This is a genomic window from Micromonospora sp. NPDC048839, from assembly GCF_040649915.1.
Classification (GTDB): domain Bacteria; phylum Actinomycetota; class Actinomycetes; order Mycobacteriales; family Micromonosporaceae; genus Micromonospora.
Genome location: NZ_JBEZGL010000052.1, coordinates 1 through 3,189, shown reverse-complemented (window position 1 = coordinate 3,189; position 3,189 = coordinate 1). Strand labels below are relative to the sequence as shown.

Annotated in this window: 3 protein-coding genes; 2 read left to right on the top strand and 1 reads right to left on the bottom strand. The window is 34.6% G+C overall.

Features of this window, described 5'->3' with window-relative positions; all coding sequences use genetic code 11:
• The coding region (locus tag AB0C25_RS36510) for a hypothetical protein (RefSeq protein WP_357379639.1) at positions 1–252 on the top strand (252 nt) is incomplete at its 5' end.
• A gap of 124 nt (positions 253–376) precedes the next feature.
• Here AB0C25_RS36510 and AB0C25_RS36505 read toward each other — a convergent pair.
• Positions 377–685 carry a hypothetical protein gene (locus AB0C25_RS36505; protein ID WP_357379637.1) on the bottom strand — a complete coding sequence of 103 codons (309 nt, stop codon included), beginning with the start codon at positions 683–685 and terminating at the stop codon, positions 377–379.
• A 484-nt stretch (positions 686–1,169) separates the two neighbouring features.
• Between AB0C25_RS36505 and mobQ the strand changes: the two genes are divergently transcribed.
• Positions 1,170–3,083, top strand: coding sequence for a MobQ family relaxase (gene mobQ / locus AB0C25_RS36500; RefSeq protein WP_341082332.1), 1,914 nt, complete (start codon positions 1,170–1,172; stop codon positions 3,081–3,083).
• Positions 3,084–3,189 lie beyond the last annotated feature (106 nt).

The window sequence follows — 3,189 nt, the reverse complement described above, 5'->3', positions numbered from 1 at the left end:
GAGGTATATATTGTGCAGGAGGAAGTAAAAGCTATTTTAATAGGTTTTGTTGCTCTGATCTCTGCTTATTTGACTGTATTTTCTTTATGGTTTTGTTTAGTTGCAATAATATTAGGAGTTATAGGATATAAACAAGCAAAAAAAATTAAAGAGAGAAAAAACAATTATATTTTTATGGGGAAAATCTTAAATAGTATAGGCATTTTGTCTTCTATATTATTATTTATGTATTATGTAACTGGTCCCATTTAATTTCGATTTTAAAGAAGAAAATACATCCTTTTATAAATAGAGTTAGATAAAGATACCGATTTTGATAAATTTCAAAATCGGTATCTTTTATCTAACCTAGAGTAGAAACACAATAAAATATGGATTAAGATTCTTTTGAACTCTGGACTTGAATCCCTAGTATATTTCTAGCTTGATTAATGTCCATGGCATTTACTCTATCTTTATTTTCCAAAATAGATTTTTGGAAAGAAGCAATCAACTTAATAGTTTCTTCTTCTCCTGTTATTCCTAAATGTTTTTCTAATAATCCACCCATTCTAATTAGCTTTTGTGTTCTTGCCTTTCTTTCCTTTTGTTTTAATTGATTCGCAAGCCTTTGCTTCTCAGCTTGCATCTTCTTAATCTTTTCATCCATATCTAGCAATCTCTCTTCTTCTGTCTTTCGAGCCATAGCCCTCACTCCCCTACCGCCTTGTTTTTCTCTATTATAATCAAACTATCGCAGAAACACTAGAATTACATAATAGTATCTTCACTCTGCATGTGGTATAATCACCCCAATGAACAAAGTGAAGAAGGGCGCACTTATACAAACTTCGTTTGTGTGCGGTTTGCGTTGCAAACAAAGAGCATATTCGCTTGGTGCGAATACAAAATCAAAACCCTCCATTCGCTAGTGGGCGAATGAGTATCCGCCATAATGCGGATACAAAAAAGGATTCGGAAGATTTTTATAAATACTCGTTGGCAATGTCAGCAATTGTTCAACTTGTCTTTATAATTTCTCCGAATTCATTTTTAAAAAATAAAAAAGGAGTAGATAGCCTTCTACTCCCTTTTTGGTGTGATACATGAATTTCAACAGTTGGCTTTAATATTTTGTTCCATTATGGAGTTTGTTATTCAATTTAAATTTAAAAAGGAGGTACAAGGATATGGCGATCTATCACTTCTCAGCACAAATGATTTCCAGAGGAAAAGGGCAATCCGCAGTTGCGGCTGCTGCCTATCGTTCTGGTCAGCGTTTAGTCGATGAGCAAACAAATGAAAGTAAGTTTTACAAAAGAGAAGTGCAACCAGAAACCCATATTCTTGCCCCTGAAAAATCGCCAGTTTGGATTCAGAATCGTGAGATTCTTTGGAATGAAGTGGAACATTCCGAGAAAAGGAAGAACTCTCAATTAGCCAGAGAAATCAATGTAGCACTACCTAGAGAACTTTCTCAACAACAACAAACAGAATTAATCAAAGGGTACATCCAGGATCAATTTGTAGATAAAGGCATGGTTGCTGATATCGCTATCCATCGGGATGATGCCAACAATCCTCACGCTCACGTCATGCTGACAACACGAGAAATTTCAGAAGATGGATTTACTACAAAGAATCGTGATTGGAATAAAAAAGACCTGCTGGAGCAATGGAGAGAGCAGTGGTCCGAGTATGCAAACAAAGCATTAGAACAAGCACAAATCAACGAACGAATCACACATAAATCCCATGCAGATCGTGGACTTGAAATCTTACCTACTGTCCATATGGGGCATGTTGCTTCTGATATGGAGAAAAAGGGCATACAAACCGAACGAGGGGCTATTAATCGTGAAGTTCAAAAGCATAATGCGATTGTTTATGACCTTCAAAAGTATCGTCAAGAGAAGCAACAAAGAGAAGCAGCGTTAAAACTGCAGGAGCAAAAGAAGAAAGTAGAATTAACTCCTGAAGAACAAAAAATAGTTATCCTAGCTAAACAGATTATTGGTGATACACCAACTATGACAAGCATTGCTAGCTATAGAAAATCATTAGAAATACAGACCAAAAAACAAAAACAAGAAATAGAATCTATAAAGACACAAAATCATGTCGTTTCCGTAGCTGAACAAGCAGAAAAACAGCTTTCTCATTATGAAAAAACATTAGAAGAATTAAAGGGAAAACTTGATAAGACAGGATTGTTTAAACGAAAAGAAAAAGAAATTTTACGCAATAAGATTACAGAAGTACAAGGTGAAATTCCAGAGCAAGAACAGCATTTGGCTCAATGCTTAAAAGAAGCTAATTTGGCTAAAGTGGAAGAGATTCCATTTGCTAAAAAGAATTTGAATAAACAACTGAAAGTAGCTACTCAAAAGCTTCAAGAAAACAATCTGACATCCATTGAACAGAAAATAGTTCTAAAGCAAACCGAAGAAATAATAAAGCAGCAAGTCATACGTAAAGTCATTTCTCACTATCCTGAACTTCAAAATGCCGAAAAATTCTTATCGTATGAGACTGCGCAAAAGCTAAATAACCTTAATAAAAAAGCTGAAAAGATTGTCGGTATAGATAGTATTAAATCCACTATTCGTGCTCGGAACAGACATATTGAAGAACATAAAAACTTTTTACAAAAGTTCCAAGTAGGTATTCAGCGAATCCAAAGGGTAGAAAAGTATTTTGATCAATTATTAGAGATTGAACAACGTTTGCAAAAAATTGATAGTAATCCCTTGTTAAAAGGAAAGGTACTTCATTCTGAAACAAATAAGAAAGCCTATGACGACCTTTTAAACATACAGAGTAAGTGCCAAGAATCTTTAAAAAAAGAAGGATTTCGAGATAAAGACCACTTTATTCATAATCGAGATAAGATTCTAAGTAATATGGACTTGAAAGATAAAACAATAAAAGAAATCGAAGATTTACAGTTAGGGAAGCATCAAGGTGGTTATGGAGCAAGCACAGAATTCTTGTCAGCCATCATCCGAGGCCTAGAACAGGCCCGAAACCAAACTCGAGGGGTAAATCCTAATGAGAAGCAAAAACAACGCTTAAAAGGGCAAAGAAATGAGTTGGAACGGTGATTAACACTGATAAAGAGAGTGAGCAATTCATACTTCTTTCATTTCAAACATATTATTGATCATGTAATACCTCCTTATTATGTAATCCTTAACAGAGACAACTGAG